The sequence below is a fragment of the Koromonas soli genome (assembly GCF_059726265.1).
This window is the reverse complement of sequence record NZ_AP040872.1, coordinates 597,571-623,693: the sequence shown is the minus strand read 5'-3', so window position 1 is coordinate 623,693 and position 26,123 is coordinate 597,571. Positions and strand designations below refer to the sequence as shown.

Here is a 26,123-nt window from a genome sequence, read left to right as displayed (position 1 = left end):
CTGGGAGGCGTAACAGAACGCCCCATCCAACCTCGGCAGATGCCGAATTGCGATGGGGCGAAAAATTCTTGGGTAGTGAAAGTCGCTACACGGAAACTAATTGCCAGGAAATCCGGACGGCGGGACGTAAGTCTTTCCGTCGTAACATCCAGGGGCATTGTCAACGCTGATTTTAGCGACCGTGGTCAGACCGCCATACATAACCGTTACCGTGTACGGCTCAGTGTAGTAGTTGAATTTCGTCGCACCGGTGTCAGCTGGTATCGCATGCCAAGTGCAAGCAGCGTTCAGAACCTTGACGATTCCACTGGCATCAACATTGAGAGATGACAATGGCGCCAGAGGATCGGTGGAAGCCCCAAGTGCGAATGTACTGTGCGAGGTTACGTCTTGAGTCTTGCTGTTGGAATAGTGAGCAGTAACCGTAAGCTGCTGATAAGCTCCAACTCCCTCCAAATTCAACGACTCAGTTCCAGATGAGGTGTAAGTGCCAGCCGTGACTGTAATCGATTGCAGTTCATACGTCTGGCCGCAACTCGCCAGAAACAGGGTCAAAACACCGAGACAAAGCACAACCAGGGCACGGCGCACCATTGGAATCTCCTGAAAGAGAATGTCTCAATCTTCGCAACTGAGACTATGGAATACAAGGGAATTCTGGTTTGCGAGATTGATACCCAAGTGCAAGTACCTTTGGACAATGGGGAATGACGGTTTGATGGTCGTGCTCACCCCACAAATGCCAATAGAAGACATGTGTGAGCACTTGGACAGTTGAACCAAACGCAAGAACAAGGTCAACCCCGAGGTCCTTCGCTGCGCTCAGGATGACACCTCAAAAAAACAGAAAAGAAAAGGCCAGTCCGAGGACTGGCCTTCATGAAGATGCTGCTTGAGTTACTTTTCGGCGTCGGCGAGGACTTGCTCGCGGGTTTCGGCGTCTTCGCGGGCTTCGGCAGGGCTCTGCGGGAGAGCGATGTCGAGAACCTCTTCGATGCTGGCGACGTAGTGCACGTTCACGCCTTCCATCTGCTCGGGCAATACGTCCTCTTCCACGTTCTGCTGGTTTTCCGCAGGGAAGAGGATGTCTTTGACACCCGCGCGCTTGGCGGCCAGGAACTTCTCCTTGACGCCGCCGATGGGCAGCACGTTGCCGCTCAGGGTGATTTCACCGGTCATCGCCATTTGCGGCCGCACCTGCTTGTCGGTCAGCAGTGAGACCAGGGCGGTGACGATGGTGACACCAGCCGAGGGTCCATCCTTGGGGATGGCTCCGGCAGGGACGTGGATGTGGAGGTCGTACTTGGTGAAGACCTCGTCATCGATTCCCAACTGCGCGGAGTGAGCCCGCACCCAACTGAAGGCAGCCTGCATGGACTCGCGCATCACTTCCTGGATCTGCCCGGTAATGCGGAACTCGCCCTTCCCTTTCATCTTCATCGCTTCGATGAAAAGGATGTCGCCTCCGGTGGGCGTCCAAGCCAGGCCGACGACGACGCCGGGATGCTTGGTGCGGGCCGCGATCTCGGTATCGACGCGGACCTTGATGCCACCGAGCATTTCCTGAACGACTTCGCGGGTGACCACAAGCTTTTCGGTCTTGCCCTCGACGATACGGCGCGCCTGCTTACGGCAGATGGTGCCGATCTGGCGTTCGAGGCTGCGGACACCGGCTTCACGCGTGTAATGCCGAATGATGTAGCTGACGGCATCGGACGTAAACTCGATCTGCTCGGGCGTGAGTCCGTTCTCCTCCGACTGGCGCTTAATGAGGTACTGATAAACGATGTGCTGCTTATCTTCCTCGGTGTAGCCGTGGAGGTCGATGATCTCCATTCGGTCGCGCAAGGGGTCAGGAATGGTGTCGAGTTGATTGGCCGTGGTGATGAACAGCACCTTGGACAAATCAAACGTCACGTCCAGATAGTTGTCGCGGAAGCTGAAGTTCTGCTCGGGGTCGAGTGCTTCGAGCAGGGCTGCCGTGGGATCGCCACGGTAGTCGCGTCCGACTTTGTCGATTTCATCGAGCATGTACACCGGGTCGTTGCTTTCGGCACGACGGATGCCCTGGATGATCTGTCCGGGCATGGCTCCGATGTAGGTGCGGCGGTGACCGCGAATTTCAGCCTCGTCATGCACGCCGCCAAGGGACATGCGAACGAACTTGCGTCCCAAGGCACGGGCGATGGACTTGCCAAGAGAGGTCTTGCCGACGCCCGGAGGTCCGAAGAAGCAGAGGATTGGTCCCTTCATCTTGGGATTGAGCCGGCGTACGGATAGATAGTCGAGGATGCGGTCCTTGACCTTCTGAAGATCGTAGTGATCTTCGTCGAGGACTTCCTTGGCCTTAGTGATATCGACCTCGGCACCGCTGGACTTGGTCCACGGCAACACAACGAGCCACTCGAGGTAGTTGCGGGTGACCGAGTAGTCAGCAGCCATAGGAGACATGCGCGAGAGGCGGTTCAGCTCCTTCATTGCCTCTTTCTTCACTTCCTCGGGCATGCCGCTCTTCTCGATCTTCTCCTTGAAGTCCTCGACGTCGCGGGTGGTGTCGTCCTGCTCGCCAAGCTCCTTCTGAATTGCCTTCAGCTGCTCGCGCAGGTAGTACTCGCGCTGCGTCTGCTGTACGCGGTCCTGCACTTCGCTCTGGATCTTGTTGCGAAGCTGCTGAACCTCGAGTTCCTTGGCGAGGTGCTGGTTGATCTTGTCGAGTCGCGTACGGACGTCGTAGGTCTCGAGCACGTCCTGCTTGTCGCGAGTGGAGAGCGACGGCAACGAGCTGGCAACAAAGTCCACCAGTCGGCCCGGCTCCTCAATGTTCATTGCCACGGTGGACAGCTCATCGGAGAGCGTCGGCGATCCGGCAACGATCTGCTGGAATAAGTTGAGTATGTTTCGCTGTAACGCTTCGACCTCGGCATTCATCTCGGGAAGCGTTTCGGCCACGGTTGCGACCGTAGCTTTCATGAATGGCGCCAGTTGGGTGTACTCCACAACATTGACGCGCTCCAGGCCCTCGGCGAAAACGAAGAGGCTCTGGTTTGGCATTTTGACCACCTTGTGCACGGTGGCCAAGCTCCCGATGGGGTAGAGATCGACGGGCTGAGGCGCATCAATGCGCGCTTCGCGCTGGGCGATCACGACTATCGTCTTATCCTCACCGAGAGAATTGATAAGTTGCACCGAACTTTCCCGTCCCACGGTCAGCGGGAGAACGGCGTGTGGAAATAGAACCGTATCTCGCACCGGCAAAACCGGGAGGTCGCGCACGGTCGGGGTGCTTTCAGGATTGCGCGTTTCGTTCGCCATCTAATCTCCTTGAGTCAATCGTACTCAACTTTGATGACTATAGTACAGGAAAAGATTCTGATTCCGGTAAGTGTATGAAAGAGCGAAGGTTGTCAAATGCAGGCTCGGGGAGCTCGAATACATCAGCGCTCCTCTTCCCTCTCGGAAGGCTGTTCCCCAATCCAAAAGGCTGTCGCCCAACTCATAGGATGAAGATTCGCGACCGAGAGCATTCAAGGCGGGGATTGTAGTCCCCGATTCGGAATATGGCAACCGCGAGCGAGGCTGAGCAGTGCGAATTTTGGGCTAGTTTTGCCCTGAACGAGGGCTGGTGAACCCGCTACTACCGATTCCCGCCAACCTCTATGTGTCCCACTGCACCCAATTCTTCAGTTGCCGGTGATAGAGTCCGGTGAAACGAAAACTTGGGGCCGAGGTAAAGAAATATGCTTTGGACACTGTTTGTCGTACTGCTGGTACTTTGGCTGCTTGGCGTGGTCAGCAGCTACACGTTGGGTGGGTTCATTCACATTCTGCTGGTGCTGGCAGTTGTGGCACTGGTGTTCCAGCTGATCTCTGGACGAAGGACGGTAGTCTAGCCACGACCTGATCGCCGAAATCGAGTCAAGAACGCCAGGAGGAAACAAATGGATAAAGACCGTATTGAAGGCAAATTGGACGACGTAAAGGGTAGAATCAAGCGCCAGGTTGGCGAATGGACGGGCGATGAACAAGCCCAGTCTGAAGGCGCCGCAGACCAGGCCAAGGGCAAGATTCAGAACGCTTGGGGCAAGGTCAAGGACGCCGGTCGCGATGTGCTTGATCGCAACCGCGAAGGCGGAAAAACCGATCGCGACGAAAAGGATCCCGCTGCTTAGCTTTTAACCGTCGTCACAGAGATCGCTATGAGGAAAGAAGGGTTCCGGGCTGCGTGGCCGCTCGGAACCCTTTTTCTTGGTAGATGTGAGTACGAGTGATTGGTGGGCTGAGTAGAAGGCCGCTATAATTCGCGCATCGTGCGCACATGGCTCGTAACTGGAGTTGTTTTCTTTCTCTTGCTGCAGGGCGCGGCTTGGACGAAAGCGTCTGAAGCGGAGCAGGATGCGGTGGCGCTGTTTGCAACTCGCATTGTGGCCGCGGGCGGACAAGGGACGGCACGGCTGCGTTTGAAGAATGCGTCATCGGCGACAGCGGAGCAGTTTGCTGCCTGGAGCAAGTCTCTGGAAAGCCGGCTGGCGGAAGCGGGAGTGCGGGTTCGCCGAACGCAGGATGGCGGCTACGAAATTCGCGCGGTGCTGAGCGAGAACGCTGCTGGGCTGGTGTATGTCGCCGAGATCGAGCAGGGCTCGGAAACCCATGAGGTGATTGTCGAGGCCGGACGCGCCAGTTTGGCGGAGGCGGGAGCTTCGGCGATGTCGTTGCGCCGGACGCTGCTGGTGTCGAGAGCGGAACCGGTGCTGGATGCGGCGCTGGTGCGCGTTGGAAATGAAAGCCGGCTGGCGGTACTGACCCCGGAGGCGGTGGTGTTGTACCGGCAACAGGCGGGGCGATGGACTCCTGAGTCGAGCGCTGCGATTGCGCATGCGGGAAGTTTCCCGCTGGATGTGCGCGGCAGGCTGGTACAGGCCGGAGAGCACTCATTGGAGGCTTATCTGCCTGGTGTGGTGTGTTCGGTGAACCCTGAGAGCGGTGTGCGTGCCGAGTGCCGCGATGCGGATGATGCTTGGCCGCTGGGCGGACAGGCAGCATTCTTCAATGCGGGACGCAATTACTTCAATGGCCTGCTGAGGCCGGGATTCGGCAAGCAGGTGCCGCCATTCTTTTCGGCTGCGGCACTTCCCTCCCCTCGATCAACAACGTGGATCTTTGCGGGTGTCGATGGACGCGCGCGCATGATGGATGGCGCGAAAGAGACAACTCTGCCGGTACGCGACTGGGGAAGCGATGTTGCAGCAGTGCGTTCGGGATGCGCCAGCGGAGTGCAACTGCTGGTGACGGCAGCAACGGACGCGGAAGCAAACGATTCTCTGCGGGCGTATGCGATAGCGGACGGGCAGGCTGTGCTGGTGGCTCCGGCGCTGGATTTTGCAGGGGCGATTACATCGCTTTGGACGACGGTCGATGGCACGGGCGCAATGGCCGTGATGCACGATCCGCGAACGGGAGAGTATGAGGTCTTTCATGTGGAGATCGGCTGCAATCGGTAGGACGGCTCTGGCCGTGGGCATCGCTGCCGCAATGAGCTTGGCGATCGAGAGCGAGGCCAGGGTGCGTCCGCACTACGGGGGCGAGGTGCGTATTGAGACCGCGCAGGCAGAGCCCCCGGAATTCGTGAAGCTGCTGGTGGGGGATACATTGACACATGTGGATACTCGCGGCGAAGTGAGGCCGGGGCTCGCGGTGCGGTGGGAGGGCCAGAACGGAATGCGCAGATGGCAGTTCTGGTTGCGACCAGGAGTAAGGATGCATGGGCCGGAGACCGATGTGCCGATGACAGCCGCTGTCGTGGCAAGCGCGGTGCGCGCAGGGTTGGCGAAGAACGGCGTGGAAGGACGCGTCCAGAACAACGGCGATTGGGTGGCGGTGGAGTTCTCGTCGGCAATGCCGCAGTTCGCGGCGATGGTGGCAGGGGCGGATTTTGGCGTGGTGGGCGCGGCGGAAGACGGAACGATGTGGGATGGGAAGGCGGTCACGAGCGGTGCGTATGTCGTCCGTTCGAGTGGTGGCGGACGCGTGACGCTGGAAGCCAATCCGGATTACTCGGGTGGACAGCGGTTTCCGGAGACGATCACGGTGACGTGCGGACGAAGCGCACACGAGCAGTGGTTGGACCTGGCAGCAAAGCGTGCAGACCTTGTGGAAGTCAGCACAGAGGAGTTGAGACGGGCGCAGCAGGAGCGAATGAGACTTTCGCAGGTGCAGGCCGCGGAGGTGATTGTGCTGGAGGCAGAGCGGGCACGCGGAGTGGACGCGAGGCTGAGGCAGGCTCTGAGCGAGGCCATCGACAGGACGGCGCTGCTGAACTTCATTTTCCAAAAGCAGGGAGAAGCCACGAGAGGACTGCTGCCAAACTGGATCAGCGGATATGGGGAGCTGATGACGGCACAGCGCGACGTGATGAAGGCTAAGCAACTGCAGGCGGAAGTGGGCGCGCGAGGAAGTTTCACGCTGGGGTATGCGGCGGGGGATGCGGAGCTGCAACTGGTGGCTGAGCGCATTGTGCTGAATGCACGAGAGGCCGGGATGACGGCACAGGCAGTAGCGCGCACGAAAGATGTGGATTGGGCGCTACGAAGAGTTGAGGTAAGGTCGGCGAATCCGGCAGCGGAGCTGACAGGGCTGGTGCATGCACTGCATGGAAATGTGGAGTTGAGCGATGCGACGCTCGAAGGAGTGTATCGGGCTGAGCGCGCGGCGCTGGCGAGTTACACAATTATTCCGCTGCTGCACTTGAACAAAGCGTGGGCGGCAAGCGAGCGCATGAGGGACTGGGCGGTGATCCCTTCCTCGTCCGGGACGCCGCGGGGTGCAATCTCTGGCGCGACGGTGATTGCGCCGCTTCCGGTGGAGGGCTGGGTGGAGAGCAGGCCATGAGCTTTCGAAAACGATTGCTGTTGGCAATGGCCGTGATGGTGACGGCAGCGGTGGCCGCGGTGGCGTGGTTCACGGCGGTGCGGGCGCGTGCGGCATTTGAGCAGGTGGACAGGCAGCGCACGGCGGCAATCGTGATGCAATTCCGGCAGGAGTTTGGAACGCGGCAGGCCACAGTTGCAGAGGCGCTCGAACGGCTGGCGACCAATGACACGGTGCAGCGGATCGCCTTTGAGGCAGCGCATGGTGGAGACACTTCTCCGTATGTGCGCGAGGCGGCGACGCTGGCACGGGAACAGCAACTCGACTATCTGGACCTGGTGACGGCGGACGGAACGATTGTGTCGTCGGCTGAATGGCCTGCGCACTTTGCGTACAAGATGCCGCAGGCACTCGTCACGCGTGGGGCTCCGGCACTGGACAGGGTGGAGCTGGCGGACGGGTCGGAGCTGGGGGTTGTGGCGTCGCGGGCGGTTACGGCCGGTGATGGAGTGCTGTATCTGTTTGGCGGCAAGCGGCTGAATGCGGCATTTCTGAAGGACTTGTCGATGCCTGCGGGTGCGCGGGTGTGGATGTTGCAGGTAGGTGCGGGAGAGCCGCAGCAGAACTCGCTGATTGGGGATAACCCTCCGGCGATTGAGCTGCTGAGGCCGCTGCTGCGCGAATCACTCGCGGGAAAAGAAACGAGCGCGGCGATTAGGACTTCCCCGGACCCGCTGGATCGCGTTACCGTGCAGGGGATTCCGCTGCGCGATGAGCAGGGCGCGGTGAGTGCGGTGCTGCTGGTGGAGACATCGAGGCGTCCGCTGCTGGAGTTGGAACGGCAGATTAAAGCGGTGGCGATGGCGACGGCCGGAGCAGGACTGCTGGTTTCGATTGTGCTCGCGCTGTGGGTGGCTGGGCGCTTCAGCCGTCCGGTGGAGAAGCTGGCGGCTGCTTCGCGCGAGATCGCGGCGGGAAACTGGAGCGCGCGGGTGGACCTGCGTTCGCGAGATGAATTTGGCGAGTTGGGGGAGACATTCAACTCGATGACCACGCAACTGGTGGCGCAGCGAGACAGGCTGGTGCAGTCCGAGCGCGTGGCGGCGTGGAGAGAGCTGGCGCGCAGGCTGGCGCATGAGCTGAAGAATCCGCTGTTCCCGCTGCAAATCACGGTGGAGAACCTGATGCGGTCGAGAAAGCTTCCTGCGCAGGAGTTCGATGAAATTTTTGATGAGAGCACAGCGACGCTGCTGGAGGAGCTTGGACATCTGAAGGCAATCATTGGGAGGTTCAGCGACTTCTCGAAGATGCCGAAGCCGCAGGTGCAGCGGATGTCGATCAATGCGCTGATTACGCGGGTGACGAATCTGCATGCGGCGCAACTAGCACAAGCGGCGCATCCGGTGCAGTTGGAAACGAAGCTCGATGCTGCATCCGCAGAGATCGAAGGCGATGAGGAGCTGCTGTATCGCGTGGTGAGCAACCTGGTGCTGAATGCGGTGGACGCGATGCCCGAGGGAGGAACAATTACGATGACGACGCGCGCGGAGGACGACGACGTGATAGTCGAGGTGAGCGACACGGGGACAGGAATGACTCCAGAGGAAAGCGCGCGGCTATTCACTCCTTATTACACGACAAAGCAGCATGGCACGGGGCTGGGATTGGCGATTGCGCAATCGGTGGTGAGCGATCACAACGGAACGATTGCGGTGGAAAGCGAGCCGGGACGAGGAAGCACTTTCCGGCTGCGGCTGCCGCGCAGGCAGCCTGAGACGGCGCTGCACGCGGAGGCGGCACGATGACGGCGCGCAAGGCTGAAATCCTGATTGTTGATGACGAGGCAAACACACTGGCATCGCTGGCAAGGGCTTTCCGGATTGCGGGGCACGAGGCAACGGTGTGCGACAACGCGGCGAAGGCACTGGAACTGGCGCGGCATCATGCCTATGACCTGATTCTGAGCGATGTGGTGATGCCGGTGCGCGATGGGTTGAGTTTGCTGGAAGACCTGCGCAACGCGGAAGTGGGCTCGCCGGTGGTGATGATGAGTGGGCAGGCGCACATCGAGATGGCGGTAAGGGCGACGAAGCTGGGCGCGCTGGACTTTTTGGAGAAGCCCATCTCGACAGACAAGCTGCTGCTGACGGTGGACAATGCGCTCAAGCTGAAACGTTTGGAGCAGGAGAATAGCGAGCTGCGCAGGAGAGTGGGCAAGCACGAGATTGTCTTCAGCGGTGAAGTGATGCGACGACTGATGGCGCAGATTGAGCGCGTGGCAAACAGCGAAGCGCGAGTGTGCATTCACGGCGAGACGGGGACGGGCAAGGAGCTGGTGGCGCGGACGCTGCATGAACACAGCGGTCGGCGCGAAGGTCCGTTCGTTACGCTGAACTGCGCGGCGGTGCCGACAGGGCTGATCGAAAGCGAACTGTTTGGCCACGAGAAAGGCGCATTTACCGGGGCGCTGATGCGGCATATTGGGAAATTTGAGCAGGCGCATCGGGGGACGCTGTTTCTGGACGAGATTGGCGATATGCCGCTGACCATGCAGGCGAAGCTGTTGCGCATTCTGGAAGAAGGCGAGCTGGAACGCGTTGGCGGCGACAAGAAGATCGCGGTGGACGCAAGGGTGATTGTGGCGACGCATTGCAATCTGGAAGAAGCAGTGCGGGAAGGAAAGTTTCGGCAAGATCTATTCCACCGCGTATATGTGTTCCCGGTCGAGCTGCCGCCGTTGCGAGAGAGGCGCGAGGATATCCCCGCGCTGGTGGAGCACTTTGCAAAGCAGGTGGCGGCGCAGAACAACTGGAAGCCGGCGGCATTCACAGAAGGCGCGATGAAAGCGCTGTGCGCCTATGGGTGGCCGGGGAATGTGCGCGAGCTGCGCAATATAGTAGAACGCTTGCTGCTGCTGGCGGATGGCCCGGTCGATGCAGCGACGGTTGCGATGGCTCTGCCCGGAAGTGCATCGGGGACGAGCGCGACGAACAGCACAGCGCAGTCGGGGCCGCTGGCAGCGAGGGTGACGGAGTTTGAACGCGCGACGATTGAGGCGGAGCTGAAGCGCAACGCGAATCACATGACGAACACGGCAAAGTCGCTGGGGCTGGAGCGCAGTCATCTCTACAAGAAATGCCAGCAGTTGGGGATTGAGATCGCACGCGATTGACCGCACTCCGGCGTGTCGCTGCGGTGCGAATTAAGTGCGGCTGATGACTCCGGCTTTGCGCATCTTTTCGGCGGCACGAATCTCGCGGCGTCGTCCGGCGTCTTCGTAACGACGCAGCTCTTCTTCGGTCTCGGGGACAACGGGGGCGACGGGAAGCTTGCGTCCGTGGCGGTCGATGGAGACGAAGGTGAGGTAGGCCGAACTGATGTGCTTGCGCTCTCCGGTGAAGTAGCTCTCAACCCAGACCTTGATACCCACTTCCATAGACGTGTTGTAAACGCGGTTGACTGACGACTTGAAGATGACGAGGTCGCCAACCTTTGCGGGCGTGAGGAAGTCGAGGTGATCGGTGGAGGCAGTGACAACGTAGCTGCGACAGTGACGATGCGCGGCGAGAGCTCCGGCGAGGTCGATCCAATGCATGAGGCGGCCGCCAAGAAGATTTCCAAGGGGGTTGGCATCGTTGGGAAGAACGAGCTCGATCATCTCGGAGGCAGAGTCGGACACGGGACGCGGACTAAGTGTTTCAGAAGCTTCCATGCTATTGAGTTTGACGCCTGCAGAGTTCAATCCGTTGCAATTTTAGCATCGGGCTCAGGAGGTTCAGGAAGAAGCATGGAACGACGAAGCCAAGCGCGGATGGCGGCGTTCGCAAGATGGATGAGTTGTGGGTCGGGTTCGTCGAGCCATGTCATCGATTGTTGATCGTAACGGAGCGTTCCAACGCTGGCCGGAAGATGGGCACGCTCACCGGCAAATTGGACTCGGAGGACGGACTCTGCTTGCGAGCTGACGAGGAAGCGAACGGAATCGAAAGCACGCTCGGCGGGGAGATGGGGACAGGTGGCGTATCCCATGTTGCATTGCGTGCGCAGGGTTTCGTCATCACAGGATGCGGAGCAAAGAGAGCAATGTCCGGTGAAACCGTCACCGAGCGAGAGTCGGTATCGATGCGGCCATAAGGGGCTCGGATGGGACTCGGTAGGGATGAAGAAGGGACAGGCCACGGAGGTATTCTAGCGCGGTAAATGTGGTGGTGAGACGGAAATCGAAGGAAGGATGGAGAGGTGTGGCGAGAAATTGCTACAAGAGCAAAATCAAGAGCAAGATCAAAAGCCCCACCTCTGCCAAATACGGGCAGTGATGGGGCACCAAGCAAATTCAGATGGGGCACCCTGCTGGTGACGTTGTGGTATGTTCTGCTTATGGCGAGCGAGAGAGCGGAACAGTTGAAGGCGATTCTGGAGCAGGATCCGAAGAACACGTTTGCGCGGTATGCGCTGGGCATGGAGTATTCGTCGGCTGGCGAGACGGATGCGGCACTGGCGGAGTTTCGCAAGTTGCTGGAAGTGGATGCGAACTATGCGAATGCGTTCTTTATGGGAGCGCAGGCACTGCAACGGGCGGAGCGCAAGGACGAAGCCGTCGAATGGCTGCGCGATGGGATTGCGTGCGCGCAGCGGACGGGAAATCGTCATGCGGAAAACGAGATGCAAGCACTGCTGGAAGAGTTGACGTACTAAAGCTATTTGCTGTCGCCGTCCTTGTCTCCCACGTTAGCGACCAACGACAGGACGCGAACGTGGGCACCCACAGCCACAGTTTTCATGAAGCTCTAGGCGGGTGTTGCGGGGCCGGCGGGTTCCTTGCGGTCGAGATTGCGAAGCATTCGAAGTAATCCCCAGTTGAACAATGCAGGCAGGAAACGATAAACGCCGACGAGCAGGTGCCCGCTCCAGGGCACAACTACCTCGCGGCGATTGGCACGATAGGCGTACCAGGCGGCGTCAGCAACTCGCTCGGCGGTGATGCCGCGACGCATGGCGCCTCCGACGCGCAGGCTTTCCTTTCCCCACACAGCACGATTGTTGAATTCAGTTCGCACATATCCAGGACAAACAGTGTTGACGTGGACTCCGTAGGGAGCGAGTTCGAGCCGTGCGCCGCGCGAGATGCAATTAAGCGCGTGCTTGGTGGCTCCGTAGGCGGCCATGTACGGGACGGTGACGAGTCCGGCCATGCTAGAGATGTTGATGATGGCTCCGGAGCGCTGCTGCTTGAAAAGCGGCGAGACGACCTGCATGCAATCGATGGCACCGAAAAGGTTGGTGTCGAACATGCGACGGCAAGCTTCGGTATCCATGTGTGCGACGGAGTCGATGAGTCCGAAGCCCGCGTTATTGACCCATATGTCGATGCGTCCGAAACGCTCGATGGTGGCTGCGAGCAAGGCTTCGATCTGCGAACGGACGGTGATGTCGCAGGCGACGGCCAGAGTACGTTCGGCGGCGCCGACGCGCTGGCGTGCAGCCTCCACTCGCTCGAGATCGCGCGAGGCTAGTACGACGGATGCACCCTCACGGAGGAAACGGCGGACAATCGCTTCTCCAATTCCCATGGAGGCGCCGGTCACGACCACCACTTTTCCAGAAATGCTCATTGGCAACTTCTATTGGCACCGGAGTCAAAAGTCAAGCAAGCGGGTGCACTGGACGGAAAAGCCGACGCAACGTGGAGCCGGTATTTTGCGTCCAATGGGAATCCTTTGACAACGCCGGACCATTCTGCGCCCGGGGAAGCGACGCTGGCAGAGGCTTCTGGAGACAGTGATGATGATTCTTACGTTAGGCGAGCTTCGCAGCAGCAATGAATTCAACGAACAACGAATGTTGCACCGTGGAGTGAAGGACGAGCTGCGCGAAAACCTGCTGGCAAGGCTAAAGCAGAGCGGACCGGTGTTTGCCGGAATCGTGGGATACGAGGACACGGTCATTCCGCAACTGGTAAATGCAATTTTGTCGCGGCACAACTTCATTCTGCTTGGGCTGCGCGGCCAGGCGAAAAGCCGCATCCTGCGCGCACTGACAGGGTTGCTGGACGAACGCTCGCCATATATTGCAGGATGCGAAATTCGCGATAATCCATACGCTCCGCTATGCCGCAGATGCAAGGAACTGCTGGCACGCGAGGGAGATCGCACTCCGATCGCATGGATGAGCCGCGATGAACGTTATGTCGAAAAGCTGGCGACTCCGGACGTGACGATTGCCGACCTGATTGGCGACATCGATCCAATTAAAGCCGCACGCGGGGGACACGAACTTGGAAGCGAACTGGTGATTCACTACGGGCTGCTGCCACGCGCGAATCGCGGCATCTTTGCGGTAAACGAACTGCCGGACCTTGCAGGAAAGATTCAGGTCGGGTTGTTCAACATCATGCAGGAAGGCGACGTGCAGATTAAGGGCTTTCCAGTGAGGCTGCCGCTGGATGTAGCACTCGTGTTCAGCGCTAACCCGGAAGACTATACGGCTCGCGGCAAGATTGTGACTCCGCTGAAAGATCGCATTGGCAGCGAGATTCGCACGCACTATCCATCCACAATCGAAGAAGCAATGGCGATCACGGCGCAGGAAGCATGGTGCGAGCGCGAAGGTCCGGAGCTGATTGTTCCAGCGTACATTCGCGAAGTGGCAGAGCAGATTGCGTTCATGGCGCGCGGTGACAAGCGGGTCGATAAGCGAAGCGGCGTGAGTCAGCGATTGCCAATCTCAGTGCTGGAGAACGTTATTTCGAACGCGGAACGGCGAGCGGTGATGGAAGGTTCGAACTGCGCAGTGCCGAGGATTTCCGATATCTACGCGGCGATGCCCTCGATCACAGGCAAGCTGGAGTTGGAATACGAAGGCGAGATGAAGGGCGCAGACACCGTGGCAAGAGAGGTGATTCTGGCAGCAGTGGCGAAGACCTTCGACCGCTACTTTGGGGTGAACGATCTGAAACAGGTGGTGCAGTGGTTTGAACTCGGCGGGCAAGTAACGCTGACGGACAACACGCGCACGCACGACGGTCTGAAGAGCATGGAAAAAATTCAGGGCCTGCTGGAAAAGACAGAGAAGGTGGGCGCGGGAGAAGGCGAACCTCCTGAGTCGATTGTGTCGGCGGCGGAATTCATTCTTGAAGGACTACACGCGCATAAGCGGATAGGACGGACGGAGGATCGTGTATTCACCTCGGGCGAGAAGTCGAGGCACAACGATCGGGACGACCTGCGGAGCGAGTACGAGTCCGAATGGGAGCAGAGGAGGAAGAATCGGCGTCCGTTTAATTGAGATGACCTCGCTGTATTGGGACGGCAAAGAGCAAGAGCAACAGCAACTACCCCACTCAACGAAAGGAACGTTGAGTGGGGCGCCCGCTAAGTAATGTTGCGGGGGCACGGGAATTTTGGAGTTTCGATGAAGCGCGTCAAGTACAGCAAGTATGTTCCGAACCTGGCGGACGAGGTGAGCCTCGACGACCTGATGGACGCGCTCTCTGATTTTCTACTTGAGAGCGGTTTTGAAAACGAGCTTGGGCGTTATTACAAGCCAGGCAGCAGCGACGATGAGCTGGATGCATTGCGCGAGGCAATTCGCGAGGCGCTGCTGAATTCCGATTTGTTTGACGACGACATGCGCGAGCAGATGCGCGAGATGCAGAACCAGGGACAGATGGAGGAGTTGATCGATGAAGTGATCGAGCGCATGGAGCAGGAAGGATTTGTCACGATTACTCCGCCGCACGATCCTACAAAGATGTCCACCTCGCCGGGAAGCGTGGGGAAAGATCAGTCGCAGCAACAGAAGCCGGTCAAGTTTGAGGTGACAGACAAGGGACTGGATTTCCTGGGATATCGCACGCTGCGCAATCTGCTTGGATCGCTGGGGCGGGCGAGTTTTGGCCGGCACGACACGCGCGACACGGCCACAGGAATCGAGACGAGTGGGTCGAGCAAGCTGTATGAATTTGGCGACACGCTGAATCTCGATATTAATGCGACGCTGTCTTCGGCGATACAGCGAGAAGGGCTGACGCTGCCGCTGCAGATTGAGTACAACGATCTGCATGTGCATCAGTGCGAATATCAGTCATCGTGTGCGACGGTGCTGATGCTGGACTGTTCGCACTCGATGATTCTGTATGGCGAGGACCGATTCACGCCGGCGAAGAAAGTGGCGATGGCATTGTCGCAGTTGATTCGAACGCAGTATCCGGGCGATACGCTGTCGCTGGTGCTGTTCCATGACTCGGCGGAGGAATTGCCGATTTCGCAGTTGGCGCGGGTGCGCGTGGGACCGTATTACACGAACACGCGCGAAGGTCTGAAGCTGGCGCAGAGAATCCTGCAGCGGCAACGCAAGGACATGAAGCAGATCATCATGATCACCGATGGCAAGCCTTCGGCGGTGACTCTGCCGGATGGACGGATTTACAAGAATGCGTTCGGGCTCGATCCGATGGTGGTGAGCCAGACTCTGGAAGAAGTGGCGAAGTGCAAGCGCGCAGGAGTACTGATCAACACGTTTATGCTGGCGTCAGATCGAGGACTGGTGCAGTTTGTGCAGAAGGTGACGGAGATGTGCAGAGGCAAGGCTTACTTCACAACTCCGTACACGCTGGGACAGTACTTGCTGATGGACTATATGAGCAGGAAGACGAAGACGGTGCATTGAGGGTGGGCGCTCTCGCAGATTTGGCGGTGAGGTAGGGGTCCTTCGGCTTCGCTTCAGAATGACAGATAGAGCAAAGGCAACTTCAAGAGCAGGAACAACGGAACAGCAAGGTCAACTACCCCACTTTTAAACTCGCGTGGCAAGTTTAAGAGTGGGGCACCGGAGCAAGTTTGCATTCCCACATTTGCCAAAAGAGGGCGGATGTGGGCCACTCATTGGTGTTTCTCTCCCTACTTATTCTCTTCGGTGCGGACGGCGGCTTCAGCGGCCTGGAAGCCGATCTTGGAGTGCGTGCCATCGCAAAAAGGTTTGTTGACGCTGGCTCCGCAGCGGCAGAGAGAGATGCCGGGCTTGTTGGTGGGTAGCGCGATGGGCGTTCCATCGGCATTGACCAGTTCAACCATGCCCTCGGGATCTTCGATGCGATAAGGTCCATTGGGACGAACGATGATTCTGACTTTCGACATTGTTCCTCCTGAAAATACGGAAACCATTGTCGCACACACGTTCAGTGGCGGAAGGCGACGTTCACGAGAAGCTTGTCGCCGGTGATGTCCACCACATTGCAGAAGGTGCGATGATCGCGTCGCGTGAAGTCGAGGCCAACGCGTGAATTTCCGATCCTCAGATTGCGGACGTATAGGTGACCGAGCCAGTCGGGCAGTTTGGGATTGATGATGTTGAGTTCCTTTCGATGCGCCGAAGGACGGATGCCAAGCACAGAGGAAAGGATGAGGAACAGAGCTCCGGATGCCCACGCTTGCGGCGAGCAGGAAACTGGATAGTGCACCGGCTCGTCAAAGGGACGGCGCTGCACTCCGCAGAAAAGCTCGGGCAAACGATAGTCACGGAACTCGAGTGCGGCCTGGAATAGTGCGGTGAGAACCTGCAGAGCAGGATCACGAAATTCGTTGAGACACATGCCGTGAGCGATGAGCGAATTATCATGAGGCCACACGGAGCCGCGATGATAGCTGAGCGGATTGAAGACCTGCTCCTGCTGCGACATGGTGCGCCATCCCCAGCCACTGAACATGTCGTCCTTCATCATGCGTTGCGTGACGACGCGGGCGCGTTCGCGGTTGATGATGCGGCTCCAGAGCAGATGTCCAGGATTGGAGGAGATAACCTCAAGCGGCTTCTTCTCGGAGTCGAGCGCCATGGCGTAGTAGTTGCGCTCGGCGATCCAGTAGGTTTTGTCGAATCGGCGCGCGAGGTCGTTCGCTTCGCGACGACACTTCTCGGCACGCTCGGAGTCCCCCAACATGCGCAGCAGGGATGACATGCGGTACTTGGCGTCGTAAACATAGCCCTGCACTTCGCACAGAGCGATGGGCGGCGATGCTACGCGGCCGTCGCGATGAATGTTGGCGTCCCAGGAATCCTTCCAGCCCTGGTTGATGAGGCCGCGCGGAGAGCGACGCTGGTATTCAACGAATCCGTCGTTATCGAAATCGCCGTATTGGTCGATCCAATCCAGCGCGCGATAAGCATGCGGAAGCATTTCGCGCACGAGCGCTTCGTCGGCAGTCCAGTTGAAGGTTTCGCTGAGAAGCACGAGCCAGAGCGGAGTGGCATCGACGGAACCGTAGTAAGGGCCGAAGGGCATTTCGCCACAACGGGTCATTTCGCCTTCGCGTGACTCGTGCAATATCTTTCCGGGTTGCGCATCACGCCAATCGTCGATCTCCGTCGCCTGATAGCGGGCGAGCACACGGAGGGTGTCCTTGGCGAGTTCGGGATTCAGCGGGAGCGTCTGGTAGGCGGCAATGATGGAGTCACGCCCAAACATGGTGGCAAACCAAGGAATTCCGGCGGCAATGATGTGCTCATTACCCACAGGAATTCGCAGGGCGTGGAAGTCTCCGGCAGCATTGCGCAGCAGAGTATCAAAGACAGAGTTGGAACTGCTGAAAGCGGTGGAAGCGGAATCGAACTGGCGGAAGGCATCGCGGCGGGCGCGAAGCTGGGCATCGTAATCGTAGCTGGTATCGCGAGCTTCGGCGTGATCCACTGTGGGAGTGACGGTGATTTCGAGTGCACTCTTGCGCAACGGCTCGAGACGCAACTCCCAGCGAGCCGTGGTGCCGCTGAAACCCACAGGGCACGGGTTCATGCGAATGACGGTCTGCCGTAGTACGTTGTCGCGTCCGCGATAGCTGAAGATGAGACCGTCGCGCTCAATGACGGGCTCGTAATACTGACCATGATCGGCGCGGGCTACGCCACGCACCTGAAAGACATCGACGAAATCAGCATTGAAGGAGAGCTCGACCGTGAACTCGACCGGGCAGCGATTGAAATTCTCAAAGGTGTAGCGGTCGAAGAGAACGTCAGAGGCGAGCAACTGCTCGCGGCGGATGTGAACGGTGTTCTCGGGAAGATCGAACGAGTCGCGCAGGGTGATGTTTCCGGTGGTGAGCTCGATTTGCGAGACAAACGTTTTTTCAGTGCTGCTGGAGAGAACGACGGAGCGCTGACCATCGATCTTGAACTCGAGATGCGAGAGAAAGCGCGTGTCCTCGTGAAAGAAGCCTACATCGGGCGCGCCGGGAGGAACGATATCCCCGGCGACGCTGGTGGCAAGAAATGTCTTGCCCTCGATGAGAGTGAGATTGTTGACCTTGCGCGGTTCCTGTACCTGGTGAGCAAGGCGAGGCTCTACGTGCGGAGACTCGATGGGAACGAGTTGCTCACGATAAAGAATTCCAGAACTCATGCTGCGGCTTGTCTCCCGAAATCGCTGTCCTCGAGAATCGTTACTTCGTCATACAACTCGCGGTAGAGAGCGAGATAATCCTGCACCATGCGCTCTACGGAGAAATATTGCTGAGTAAATGCACGGATGGAAGCGGGCTTGATCTTCTGCACCTCGTGGATGCGGGAAACCGCATCATCGACGCCAGAACACACCATGCCGCTGATGCCATCCTGTACGATCTCAGCCACGGAGCCTCCGGGGAAGGCGATGACCGGAGTTCCGGTGGCCATGGACTCTATCATGACAAGGCCGAACGGTTCATCCCACTCGATGGGAAAAAGCGTGGCGATCGCATTGCCGAAAAGCTCATTCTTGATGGAGAGGTCGGCCTCACCAATAAACTCGATGAACTTGCCGTCAATGTGCGGCTTAATGCGGGATTCGTAATAGTCGCGAAAGACGGGCTGAACCTCGCCGGCAATCTTGAGCGGAATGCCACTCTTCTTAGCGATCTCGATGGCGTTGTGAACACCTTTGACGGGCGCAAGGCGGCCGACGAACGCGAGGTACTCGGACTTGTGCTCACGCAGGCGATAACCAGAGAGATCAACGCCGTGGTGAATGGTACGGATGCGCTTGATGGATTCCTTCCTCTGCTGAAAATCGCTGATGGAGACGAACTCGACATTGGGAAAGCCAGCGTAGAACTCAGAGATGTAAGGAATATGCGGATGATGAATGGTGTAAACCCAACGCGGACCTCCGCCGACACGCGAAAGCGCGAGTCCGGGAGCGTTGTTGAGGTGAACGATGTCGGCATCGTGCCAGCAATCGGCGACGGCCCAGGATGTATGGTTCAGGTCCTTCATACTGGAATACAATTCGCCGTCAATAGGCCAGTCATCCTTGGGATAGATCCAACGCACCTCCGCATCGATCGTGCTCTCTCCGTTTGCATATACCACTACGTCAGCTCCGAGTCGCGTAAGGCCCCCGGCAAGTTCAGCGATGAAGAGCTCTGTTCCGCCATATTTCTTGGGCGGAATACTGATGAATGGAGAAGCAATTAACGCGATACGCATGGCGCTCCCGGACAGCAGGTTGGATTCAGTAGACAAAGACGTACGTGCAAGGCAGTGAGCAGTAAGATGCCTCGCCGGGAGTTGCGGTTATCGTGCCAGCTCTGGAATGGTGAGCTGGAACTATTCAGCCTGTGAATTCACGAGTGAAACGCGCTCGCCGCGCTGTGCCGACTCTACTTCTGTTTCGAATTCAAGCGCACGCTGCTGGCTGGTATGCGCGCCGAGCACACGTTGCTGTGCGGCTTTGCCAATGGCACGCAACTCGGATTCATCGACGTCGCGAAGATAGTGCACGATCTCTTCGGCGCTGGTGGGCAGCAGAATCTCCTTGCCAGGAGTAAAGAAGGACTCGAGCCCGGGCCAGTTGTCACTGACGATGGTGGCACCGCAAGCCGCAGCCTCAAACAGACGCACGGAGGGCGAGTAGCCTGCCATCACCATATCGCGCCGCGTTACGTTGAGAGTGAGGCGCGAAGATGAGTAGAGATGCGGGTGCCAGCGAGGATTGAGGTGAATGATGTGCCGCACGTTGCGCGGAAAGTGAACGCTGCGCGGATACTGCGGGCCCGCAACGATGAATTGCTGATCGGGCATGAGATTCGCGGTTCCGAACAGAAAGTGTTCGAGCTTGGGCTGGCGGTCAGGCGCGTAGGTACCCATGTAGCTCATGGCACAAGTGAAGCGCAACGCGCGCGGGTAGGTACGATAGCGCTCGGGATCGAAGCTGCAATAGAGCGGCGCGGCGCGGCGCACGCTAAAGCGATTCTCAATCTCGGCGAGCAGCGGGCCTCCGGTGAAGCTGAAGTAAACATCGAGAGCGGCGAGTTGGTCGGCGCGAACGTAGTCGGTGGCTCCGCGCTCGCGCAGGGCAGCGACGGTGATGGGCGTGTCGATGTCATAGAAGGTGCGCACAGGCACCTTCGAGGCGAGCATGGCTTCCATGGCTGCGATGCCATCAGGGAAATACGAGCCGACCATGGCAACATCCGCGGAGTCAAGTTCGCGACGCACCGTTGGAAGTACGTCTTTCCACTCGGTGTAGAGCTTCACGTCGCAGAACGCGGGCTCGGGCAGATCGCGATTGGACGCGTACCACTCGACATCCTTCTCAAAGAAGACGATGCGATGCCCGCGCTCATGCAGCGCGCGAGCAAGAGCGCGAAATGTAGTTGCGTGGCCGTTCCCCCAGGATGACGTGATCGACAGGCCGAAGATGACGATGTTCAATGCTCTTACCTTTCCAACAAACTCATGCACGCCGCTCGGCGGGCTGCAGAACTACAGGATCTAGCGCGCTGGGATGGCGAAGCGCACGCGCGGCGCTAAGAATCTTTTCGACCTCCTCGGCACGCTGCGCATACGTGTGTTCGGCAAGCGCCCGGCGCATCATCTCACTGCCAATCTCACGCGCTTCGGAGGCGGACTTGCGTAGATAACGCACGATGTCCTCGGCATTTTCGGCGACGAGGATCTCGCGTCCCGGCTCGAAGAACGTCTCGATTCCCTGCCACTTATCGGTGATCAAACACGCACCAGCGCCAGCAGCTTCGAAGACGCGTGTGGGCGGGGAGAAGCCTACATCGGCCATGGAGTCGCGATTGATGTTGAGCGCCATGCGAGCCGAGGTGTTAATGCGATTGTGCGATACGGTGCCGACGTGGCCGATCCAGCGGACGTTGGACGGAAGCTGCTTGCTGCCCCAACCTTCGCCGCCAAGGATGAACGTCATGTCAGGAGCTAACTCAGCAGCGCGAAGGAAGAACTGCTCTACGCGACGTTCGCGATCGGGCAGGCGGTTGCCGACGAAGACGAGATCGCAGGCAAGTGATGCATCCGGCGGCTCGGGATGATGCGTTTCAGGATCGAGTGCGTTATAGATGGGGTAGCAGTTGCGCGCGCCAAGGTTGCGATAGCGTTGCTGCACTTCAGGTCCGCCACCGTAGGTAAAAATGAAATCGTATTGGGGAATGCAGTGACGGAATGGATCGAAGGAATTCGCTTCAACACGCGAGAGCGTCGCAGGTGCATCGACATCCCAAAAAGCGACTTGTGTGTGTGAGGATCGGCATTCGAGAATGCGCCGCTCGAGCAACTCGTCGTCGGCACCTACGCCGCTGTGCTTGATGACCAGGTCGGAGGTGCAGGCCAGCTTGAGCAGCTCGTCAATATCGCGTGGGGTCTGATAGACGATGACTTTGGCGTATTCTACTTCGCTGAGATCGCGATTTTGCTGGCGATTGTAGATGTCGGGTTCGGCGAAGGTGACCTCGTAGCCAAGAGCAGCAAGGTTCTTATAAATTCCACGATAGTAAGTTGCGGCACCGTTCCAGTAGCTGGAAGTAATGCTGGATCCAAATACGAAAACCCTCATACTGTAATCTCTCCGCAGATTTCCATAAGCTGCTCGGCACGATGCCTGCACGTATGATGCTGCCGGATGGTTTGCAGTCCACTCTCGGCAATCTGGCGGCGGGCAGAGTCACTGGCAAGAAGTTCGGTGAGCAACTCACTCATCTGCTGTCCATTGTTGGCGATTATGTAGTCCTGGCCAGGGCGGAAAAGCCCTTCAGTGTCGGTCCACGGCGCGCACACGAGCGGAAGCCCGCAGGCAAGCACTTCGAAGACGCGAATCGTGGGCACGCCGCTTAATCCGTTGGCGTATTGGCGCCGCGGAACGTGCAGAGCCAGATGGCTACGGGCATAGACCTCGGGCGTGCTGAGGTTGGGCAGATAGCCCTCGTACTTGATGCCGCTGCGCTCGAGTGTTTCCCGGGCATGGCTGGGATAGCGTACCCCATGCACGACGAACTGACGGTGCTCGCCAGCGAGTTGCGCGGCGGGAGCGACAAGGAATTCCATGAGTTCCTGCGTGCGCTCCTCATCTCCCCAATTGCCGATCCAAACGACGTCGTTACGCTTGGGACAGGACATGGGGCGAAAAACGGTGATGTCGGCGGCTTCGTGGAAAGTCCACACGCGGGGAACACCGAAGCCATCGGCGTAGATGCGGCGAATGGCGTCTCCAAAGGCGAGCACGCCATCGAACAAGTGCAATGGAAAGCGGAGGATTTGTTCGGCGTTGGTGTAGGCCCGATGATGCGTATCGTGAAATAAGGCGCGGAAGCCGAAACGCTGCTTGCGTGCGAGGACTTCGTTGACCAGCGCAGGCTCGTTCCACTCGTGGATGATAACGAGGTCGGCATCGCGAAGTTCCTCATCGAGGAATGCCGGCAAGCTTTCGTCGCGTTGATAGAAGCGCACATCAAGCTCGGGATAAATCAGATGGAAGTGCTCGATCGCCTTGGAACCGATTTCACCTTCCTGTACAAGATTTGTCAGCGACCACCCGCCGATCTCTTCATAGCAGCGAACTTCGTGGCCCATGCGGACAAGTTCGCGCGCGAGACCCCGCAGAAAATGCGCGTTGCCGTGATTCCAATCGCTGATCCACGAGTGGGCAAAAATCCTGATGCTCATCGCCTGCTTCATGCGGCAGAAACCCTTCGCTCCAGTAGAGCGGAATAAAGCTGCAGGTAATCGTCGACCATGCGCTTGGCCGAGTAGAGTTGCAAAGCTCGCTGATACGCCCGATTGCCAAAGCCAAGGCGAAGATTGCGATCACCCTGCAGCGTTGCGAGCACGGTACGAAGCGACTCCACATCTCCGGGTTTGAAGTAGCATGCGGCATCGCCCCAGATCTCGCGGAAGCTTTCGATATCGGCAGCGACGAGAGCACAACGCGACAGCGCAGCTTCGAGCGGAGCCAGGCCGAACGGCTCGTATTTTGACGTGGCGATGTAGATGGAAGCGCGACTGAGAAGTTGCCGCATTTCGCCCTCGGAGAGCAGTCCGCGGGAATGCACGGCTGAGGCGTCCTTCTCTGCCCTCTTGTTCTCGCCTGTTGACGACTCGGGGCTGGTTTCAGCTCCGGCGAGGAAGATGGGAATGGGCGAATCGGCGAGTTGCAGAAGCAATTGCGTCTGCTTGGCCTCATCCCACAGGCGGCCGACGCTGGCAGCGTAGTTGTGTTTCGCGACATACGGGTTAAACAACTCGGGAGTGCGCCCGTTGTAGATGACAGCCCTGCGGGGCTGGCCACCGTAGCACGACTCAAGACTCCCGAGCATCCAGCGCGACGGAGCAACGACGCTGGTGGCTCCTGCTAATCCCTGGGCGACAACGTTGCGATACCAGAGCGCCCAATCGTCATTGGTTTCGACGCCGCGGACGGCGCGGCTCCAGGTGAGGACATCGCTGTGGGCAACGACAACTTTGGGCAGAGCAGTTTCAAGCGCGCCATAGCAGAATTGACTGAGATGGAGCAGGTCAGGCTTAGTCTCGTCGATGATGTTGCGCAGGTAGGAAGCGGATTCTACGAGGTCTGAGGCGGAATCCTGCATCCACTCGAGACGAAAGGGCGTGGGATAGTAGGCGACGCCATCGAGTTTCTCGAGCCAGGTTGTCTGAGAAGCTGCGGGGATGGCGCCGAAGCTGACTAGAGTGATGCGAATGCCTCGCCGAGCTAGTCCGGCGACCAACTCTCGCGTGTAAGTCCAGACGCCGCCAACGGTGTCCGCTGTGACGAGAATGTGCATTCCGCTCCAATATAAGCACCTCCGCGGACGGTGATTTCTCCGCCGCGGAGGCTCTAACTTAGCGCGAGCAATGGGCTATGCCAGTCCTCGTTCGCGCCCCGTTCGCGCAGGCAGGTACTCCTGCGAAACGGCAACGTCTCAGGCTGTGAGACCGTAGGCGACCAAGCGGCTCGAGGCTTCGTCGACCCGATCCACCGCTTCCTGCGAGCGCAGCCACTCTACGAGCTCTCCCACCGCTGATTGCAGCTTGTGGCGGGGGCTGTAGCCCAACAGCCTATGTGCAAGTGAGATGTCTCCGAAGCAGTGACGGATATCTCCCGCACGGTACTTTCCTGTTATTTCCGCAGGTACCTCGACGCCAAGCGTCGATCCCAGAATGTTGGCCACCTCACGAATCGTGACCCGTTCGCCGGAGCCGATGTTAAGCGCAAGTCCATCGGCCTCGCTGCGCTCCATGGCAAGCAGGTTGGCCTGCACGACATCGTGCACACTGACAAAGTCTCTGATCTGTTCACCATCCTCGAAAATCAAGGGCGCGCGTTTATTCAGCAGGCGCGAGGCAAAGATGGCAGCGACTCCAGTGTAAGGATTTGAGAGCGCCTGGCGCGTGCCGTAGATATTGAAGTAGCGCAGGGCAACAACGGGCAGATCGTAGGTGCGGCCGAAGAGCAGGCACATCTCTTCCTGATCTTTTTTGCCCAGAGCGTAAATTGAACTGCACTGCAACGGCTTACTCTCACTGGTGGCGACCGCGCTCAGGGGGCTTCCGCACTGAGGACAAGCGACCTGCCACTGCTTTGCCTTGAGCTGCTCGGTGGGACGCGTGGGAGGAGCAACGAGGCCGTGCTCTTTGCAGCGGTACTGGCCCTCGCCGTAGATGGACATGGAGGAGGCGACCACCAGCTTCTCCAACGGCTTCTTGCGATCGAGCAGCGCCTGCAAAAGATTGGCGGTGCCTTGGGTATTGATTTCCATGTAGCGGGAAATTTCGTACATGGACTGGCCGACACCGACGGCGGCAGCAAAGTGATAGACCACATCAACGTCGGAGGTCACTTTGCGCAGGGCTTCGAGGTCGCGCACATCGCCGCGAACGAACTCGATATCTTTGGAGAGATAGTCGGGGACTTTTCCGTGATGAACCTGATCGCTGAGATTGTCAAAGACTCGAACGGAATGGCCCTCGCGCAACAGCGCGTCAACAGTGTGTGAACCGACAAATCCCGCACCGCCTGTTACAAGGATCTTTTTGCTCATGCTTCCTCCGCTCCCACAACGATTTCACGCTCACGCGGCGCGCTTACGCCGGAGGTGCGCCCGCGCGATGCATAACGCGCGATAGCCCAACGCGCGAACTCAGCAAAGTCTGCCGGGTTCTTGGCCGGACTGGTGTAGTGGGGAGCAACGCCAAGATGCTCTGGCGTGAAACAAAGTGTGATCGTTGTATCGAACTCATCAAGCGCCGACATCTGGCGGTCAAACCACACCTCGGATGCGGGGCGGAACCAATCGGCCCAACTGATGCCGGTGCGAACAGAGCGCACGCCAAGCTGACGCAAACGCTCGACTCCCATCTCGAGACGATGATCCTCAAAGTGAAACCACTGACATACACCGAGTCCGGCAGGAAAATGTGCGGCAGCAAGCTTCGGCGATCCGTCCTCGCGGAAAAGTCCCATGTAGTAATGCCGGTAGTAGGCGCTGCCTTCGGCTTCCTTGTGGCGCGTGGTGGCCGTCCAGGTGGCGGGCAAATCGAAAAGGCTGTACCAGTGCACGCGCTCGACGAGCGGCAGAAGTAGTTCGGCGGTCTTCTGCATACCGAAGAGTTGGACTTCCTCGGCACCGAAGGAGGAGGCTCCAGCTTCACTGACCCAGATGTTCTTGCCTCCTACGACGGAGCGAATTTCCTGCAGCTTCTTCGGCCACTCGGAAATATTCCAGTGATTCCAGTCGAGAGGGAAACCATGCACGGCGACAATATCCACGGCATCGAGGACTCCGTAGCCGGCCAGCAGTTCAATGAAGCGAGGATCGATGGGGGAGATTCCGCCAAGCACGATCTTGAGGTCGGGATTGACTTCGCGGATCGCTTCGGAGCCAGCCTTTACAAGTGCGGCAAACTGCTTCCACTCCGGATCGATATTAAAGTCCCAATGCGACAGATTATTGGGCTCATTCCACAACATTACGGCTTCCACCATCAGGGCACGTACC

The 26,123-nt window shown here is 58.6% G+C and carries 23 protein-coding genes; 10 read left to right on the top strand and 13 right to left on the bottom strand.

Annotated elements, in window-relative coordinates:
* Positions 1–96 precede the first annotated feature (96 nt).
* Entirely contained in the window at positions 97–594 is a 498-nt protein-coding gene (locus AC6IY8_RS02700) for a hypothetical protein (protein ID WP_497777153.1), read from the bottom strand.
* A gap of 303 nt (positions 595–897) precedes the next feature.
* Positions 898–3,312, bottom strand: a complete 2,415-nt coding sequence (gene lon / locus AC6IY8_RS02695) for an endopeptidase La (protein ID WP_497777152.1) — start codon at positions 3,310–3,312, stop codon at positions 898–900.
* 425 nt (positions 3,313–3,737) lie between these two features.
* On the opposite strand from lon, the gene AC6IY8_RS02690 reads away from it, so the two are divergent.
* The 6 genes from AC6IY8_RS02690 to AC6IY8_RS02665 all read left to right on the top strand — a co-directional run bounded on the left by AC6IY8_RS02690 (position 3,738) and on the right by AC6IY8_RS02665 (position 10,036).
* Positions 3,738–3,890: a lmo0937 family membrane protein gene (locus AC6IY8_RS02690; RefSeq protein ID WP_497777151.1), complete on the top strand. Its 153-nt coding sequence runs from the start codon at positions 3,738–3,740 to the stop codon at positions 3,888–3,890.
* Positions 3,891–3,938: 48 nt separating this feature from the next.
* The gene (locus AC6IY8_RS02685; RefSeq protein WP_497777150.1) at positions 3,939–4,169 is read left to right on the top strand and encodes a CsbD family protein; all 231 of its coding nucleotides are present in this window, start codon (positions 3,939–3,941) and stop codon (positions 4,167–4,169) included.
* A gap of 228 nt (positions 4,170–4,397) precedes the next feature.
* Positions 4,398–5,498: a hypothetical protein gene (locus AC6IY8_RS02680; RefSeq protein ID WP_497777149.1), complete on the top strand. Its 1,101-nt coding sequence runs from the start codon at positions 4,398–4,400 to the stop codon at positions 5,496–5,498.
* Complete coding sequence (locus tag AC6IY8_RS02675) at positions 5,473–6,885, top strand: ABC transporter substrate-binding protein (RefSeq protein ID WP_497777148.1); 1,413 nt, start codon at positions 5,473–5,475, stop codon at positions 6,883–6,885. The genes AC6IY8_RS02680 and AC6IY8_RS02675 overlap by 26 nt, the downstream gene beginning before the upstream one ends.
* Positions 6,882–8,669, top strand: coding sequence for a sensor histidine kinase (locus tag AC6IY8_RS02670; protein ID WP_497777147.1), 1,788 nt, complete (start codon positions 6,882–6,884; stop codon positions 8,667–8,669). The genes AC6IY8_RS02675 and AC6IY8_RS02670 overlap by 4 nt, the downstream gene beginning before the upstream one ends.
* A complete protein-coding gene (locus AC6IY8_RS02665; protein WP_497777146.1) occupies positions 8,666–10,036 on the top strand; it encodes a sigma-54-dependent transcriptional regulator in 1,371 nt (456 codons plus the stop codon). Before AC6IY8_RS02670 ends, AC6IY8_RS02665 begins: the two co-directional genes overlap by 4 nt.
* A gap of 30 nt (positions 10,037–10,066) precedes the next feature.
* Here AC6IY8_RS02665 and AC6IY8_RS02660 read toward each other — a convergent pair whose 3' ends face one another.
* Positions 10,067–10,576 (bottom strand): acyl-CoA thioesterase, encoded by a 510-nt coding sequence (locus AC6IY8_RS02660; RefSeq protein ID WP_497777145.1) that lies wholly within the window; start codon positions 10,574–10,576, stop codon positions 10,067–10,069.
* 116 nt (positions 10,577–10,692) lie between these two features.
* Between AC6IY8_RS02660 and AC6IY8_RS02655 the strand changes: the two genes are divergently transcribed.
* Together AC6IY8_RS02655 and AC6IY8_RS02650 are read left to right on the top strand one after the other, a co-directional pair.
* Positions 10,693–10,998: a hypothetical protein gene (locus AC6IY8_RS02655; protein ID WP_497777144.1), complete on the top strand. Its 306-nt coding sequence runs from the start codon at positions 10,693–10,695 to the stop codon at positions 10,996–10,998.
* 243 nt (positions 10,999–11,241) lie between these two features.
* On the top strand, positions 11,242–11,559 hold the full coding sequence (locus AC6IY8_RS02650; protein WP_497777143.1) for a tetratricopeptide repeat protein: 318 nt from the start codon (positions 11,242–11,244) through the stop codon (positions 11,557–11,559).
* Positions 11,560–11,651: 92 nt separating this feature from the next.
* On the opposite strand, the gene AC6IY8_RS02645 is transcribed toward AC6IY8_RS02650, so the two are convergent.
* Positions 11,652–12,476 carry an SDR family NAD(P)-dependent oxidoreductase gene (locus AC6IY8_RS02645; protein WP_497777142.1) on the bottom strand — a complete coding sequence of 275 codons (825 nt, stop codon included), beginning with the start codon at positions 12,474–12,476 and terminating at the stop codon, positions 11,652–11,654.
* Positions 12,477–12,645: 169 nt separating this feature from the next.
* Between AC6IY8_RS02645 and AC6IY8_RS02640 the strand changes: the two genes are divergently transcribed.
* Both AC6IY8_RS02640 and AC6IY8_RS02635 read left to right on the top strand, forming a co-directional pair.
* Positions 12,646–14,148: a magnesium chelatase ATPase subunit I gene (locus AC6IY8_RS02640; RefSeq protein ID WP_497777141.1), complete on the top strand. Its 1,503-nt coding sequence runs from the start codon at positions 12,646–12,648 to the stop codon at positions 14,146–14,148.
* A 126-nt stretch (positions 14,149–14,274) separates the two neighbouring features.
* Positions 14,275–15,531: a vWA domain-containing protein gene (locus AC6IY8_RS02635; RefSeq protein WP_497777140.1), complete on the top strand. Its 1,257-nt coding sequence runs from the start codon at positions 14,275–14,277 to the stop codon at positions 15,529–15,531.
* 230 nt (positions 15,532–15,761) lie between these two features.
* Here AC6IY8_RS02635 and AC6IY8_RS02630 read toward each other — a convergent pair whose 3' ends face one another.
* From AC6IY8_RS02630 to AC6IY8_RS02590, 9 genes are all read right to left on the bottom strand, one after another.
* Positions 15,762–15,998 carry a CDGSH iron-sulfur domain-containing protein gene (locus AC6IY8_RS02630; protein ID WP_497777139.1) on the bottom strand — a complete coding sequence of 79 codons (237 nt, stop codon included), beginning with the start codon at positions 15,996–15,998 and terminating at the stop codon, positions 15,762–15,764.
* 41 nt (positions 15,999–16,039) lie between these two features.
* Positions 16,040–18,250, bottom strand: coding sequence for an amylo-alpha-1,6-glucosidase (locus tag AC6IY8_RS02625; protein WP_497777138.1), 2,211 nt, complete (start codon positions 18,248–18,250; stop codon positions 16,040–16,042).
* Positions 18,247–19,314, bottom strand: a complete 1,068-nt coding sequence (locus tag AC6IY8_RS02620; RefSeq protein WP_497777137.1) for a glycosyltransferase family 4 protein — start codon at positions 19,312–19,314, stop codon at positions 18,247–18,249. Before AC6IY8_RS02620 ends, AC6IY8_RS02625 begins: the two co-directional genes overlap by 4 nt.
* A gap of 120 nt (positions 19,315–19,434) precedes the next feature.
* Positions 19,435–20,541, bottom strand: a complete 1,107-nt coding sequence (locus tag AC6IY8_RS02615; protein WP_497777136.1) for a CgeB family protein — start codon at positions 20,539–20,541, stop codon at positions 19,435–19,437.
* Positions 20,542–20,563: 22 nt separating this feature from the next.
* Complete coding sequence (locus tag AC6IY8_RS02610) at positions 20,564–21,685, bottom strand: CgeB family protein (RefSeq protein ID WP_497777135.1); 1,122 nt, start codon at positions 21,683–21,685, stop codon at positions 20,564–20,566.
* The gene (locus tag AC6IY8_RS02605; RefSeq protein WP_497777134.1) at positions 21,682–22,791 is read right to left on the bottom strand and encodes a CgeB family protein; all 1,110 of its coding nucleotides are present in this window, start codon (positions 22,789–22,791) and stop codon (positions 21,682–21,684) included. The genes AC6IY8_RS02610 and AC6IY8_RS02605 overlap by 4 nt, the downstream gene beginning before the upstream one ends.
* Positions 22,792–22,799: 8 nt before the next feature.
* Positions 22,800–23,909 carry a glycosyltransferase family 4 protein gene (locus tag AC6IY8_RS02600; RefSeq protein ID WP_497777133.1) on the bottom strand — a complete coding sequence of 370 codons (1,110 nt, stop codon included), beginning with the start codon at positions 23,907–23,909 and terminating at the stop codon, positions 22,800–22,802.
* Positions 23,910–24,047: 138 nt separating this feature from the next.
* Entirely contained in the window at positions 24,048–25,166 is a 1,119-nt protein-coding gene (locus AC6IY8_RS02595; protein ID WP_497777132.1) for an SDR family NAD(P)-dependent oxidoreductase, read from the bottom strand.
* On the bottom strand, positions 25,163–26,110 hold the full coding sequence (locus tag AC6IY8_RS02590; protein WP_497777131.1) for a glycoside hydrolase 5 family protein: 948 nt from the start codon (positions 26,108–26,110) through the stop codon (positions 25,163–25,165). Before AC6IY8_RS02590 ends, AC6IY8_RS02595 begins: the two co-directional genes overlap by 4 nt.
* Positions 26,111–26,123: the final 13 nt, after the last annotated feature.

What these genes read in the sequence shown, in the direction of transcription:
- AC6IY8_RS02700 (WP_497777153.1), bottom strand. Translation starts at nt 594, where the DNA reads ATGGTGCGCCGTGCCCTGGTTGTGCTTTGTCTCGGTGTTTTGACCCTG.
- lon (WP_497777152.1), bottom strand. Translation starts at nt 3,312, where the DNA reads ATGGCGAACGAAACGCGCAATCCTGAAAGCACCCCGACCGTGCGCGAC.
- AC6IY8_RS02690 (WP_497777151.1), top strand. Translation starts at nt 3,738, where the DNA reads ATGCTTTGGACACTGTTTGTCGTACTGCTGGTACTTTGGCTGCTTGGC.
- AC6IY8_RS02685 (WP_497777150.1), top strand. Translation starts at nt 3,939, where the DNA reads ATGGATAAAGACCGTATTGAAGGCAAATTGGACGACGTAAAGGGTAGA.
- AC6IY8_RS02675 (WP_497777148.1), top strand. Translation starts at nt 5,473, where the DNA reads ATGTGGAGATCGGCTGCAATCGGTAGGACGGCTCTGGCCGTGGGCATC.
- AC6IY8_RS02670 (WP_497777147.1), top strand. Translation starts at nt 6,882, where the DNA reads ATGAGCTTTCGAAAACGATTGCTGTTGGCAATGGCCGTGATGGTGACG.
- AC6IY8_RS02665 (WP_497777146.1), top strand. Translation starts at nt 8,666, where the DNA reads ATGACGGCGCGCAAGGCTGAAATCCTGATTGTTGATGACGAGGCAAAC.
- AC6IY8_RS02660 (WP_497777145.1), bottom strand. Translation starts at nt 10,576, where the DNA reads ATGGAAGCTTCTGAAACACTTAGTCCGCGTCCCGTGTCCGACTCTGCC.
- AC6IY8_RS02655 (WP_497777144.1), top strand. Translation starts at nt 10,693, where the DNA reads ATGGATGAGTTGTGGGTCGGGTTCGTCGAGCCATGTCATCGATTGTTG.
- AC6IY8_RS02650 (WP_497777143.1), top strand. Translation starts at nt 11,242, where the DNA reads ATGGCGAGCGAGAGAGCGGAACAGTTGAAGGCGATTCTGGAGCAGGAT.
- AC6IY8_RS02645 (WP_497777142.1), bottom strand. Translation starts at nt 12,476, where the DNA reads ATGAGCATTTCTGGAAAAGTGGTGGTCGTGACCGGCGCCTCCATGGGA.
- AC6IY8_RS02640 (WP_497777141.1), top strand. Translation starts at nt 12,646, where the DNA reads ATGATGATTCTTACGTTAGGCGAGCTTCGCAGCAGCAATGAATTCAAC.
- AC6IY8_RS02635 (WP_497777140.1), top strand. Translation starts at nt 14,275, where the DNA reads ATGAAGCGCGTCAAGTACAGCAAGTATGTTCCGAACCTGGCGGACGAG.
- AC6IY8_RS02630 (WP_497777139.1), bottom strand. Translation starts at nt 15,998, where the DNA reads ATGTCGAAAGTCAGAATCATCGTTCGTCCCAATGGACCTTATCGCATC.
- AC6IY8_RS02625 (WP_497777138.1), bottom strand. Translation starts at nt 18,250, where the DNA reads ATGAGTTCTGGAATTCTTTATCGTGAGCAACTCGTTCCCATCGAGTCT.
- AC6IY8_RS02620 (WP_497777137.1), bottom strand. Translation starts at nt 19,314, where the DNA reads ATGCGTATCGCGTTAATTGCTTCTCCATTCATCAGTATTCCGCCCAAG.
- AC6IY8_RS02610 (WP_497777135.1), bottom strand. Translation starts at nt 21,685, where the DNA reads ATGAGGGTTTTCGTATTTGGATCCAGCATTACTTCCAGCTACTGGAAC.
- AC6IY8_RS02605 (WP_497777134.1), bottom strand. Translation starts at nt 22,791, where the DNA reads ATGAGCATCAGGATTTTTGCCCACTCGTGGATCAGCGATTGGAATCAC.
- AC6IY8_RS02600 (WP_497777133.1), bottom strand. Translation starts at nt 23,909, where the DNA reads ATGCACATTCTCGTCACAGCGGACACCGTTGGCGGCGTCTGGACTTAC.
- AC6IY8_RS02595 (WP_497777132.1), bottom strand. Translation starts at nt 25,166, where the DNA reads ATGAGCAAAAAGATCCTTGTAACAGGCGGTGCGGGATTTGTCGGTTCA.
- AC6IY8_RS02590 (WP_497777131.1), bottom strand. Translation starts at nt 26,110, where the DNA reads ATGGTGGAAGCCGTAATGTTGTGGAATGAGCCCAATAATCTGTCGCAT.